We start from the raw sequence: 440 nt of genomic DNA, 5'->3' as shown, positions 1-440 counted from the left end.
CCTACGGGCGGCAGCAGTGGGGAATATTGGACAATGGGGGCAACCCTGATCCAGCCATGCCGCGTGAGTGATGACGGCCTTAGGGTTGTAAAGCTCTTTTACCCGGGACGATAATGACGGTACCGGGTGAATAAGCCCCGGCTAACTTCGTGCCAGCAGCCGCGGTAATACGAAGGGGGCTAGCGTTGCTCGGAATCACTGGGCGTAAAGGGCGCGTAGGCGGCTTGCCAAGTCGGGGGTGAAAGCCCGTGGCTCAACCACGGAATGGCCTTCGATACTGGCAGGCTTGAGACCGGAAGAGGACAGCGGAACTGCGAGTGTAGAGGTGAAATTCGTAGATATTCGCAAGAACACCAGTGGCGAAGGCGGCTGTCTGGTCCGGTTCTGACGCTGAGGCGCGAAAGTGTGGGGAGCAAACAGGATTAGATACCCCTGTAGTC

1 rRNA gene is annotated in these 440 nt (G+C 58.2%); it reads left to right on the top strand.

Annotation, left to right across the window (positions count from 1 at the left end):
- Positions 1–440: ribosomal RNA gene (locus tag AADR41_RS43115) — 16S ribosomal RNA — on the top strand; the annotation flags it as partial.

The organism is Streptomyces sp. CLV115, from assembly GCF_038448545.1.
Lineage (GTDB): Bacteria > Actinomycetota > Actinomycetes > Streptomycetales > Streptomycetaceae > Streptomyces > Streptomyces sanglieri.
The sequence above is the reverse complement of the archived record's forward strand: the minus strand, read 5'-3'. Positions and strand labels throughout refer to the sequence as shown.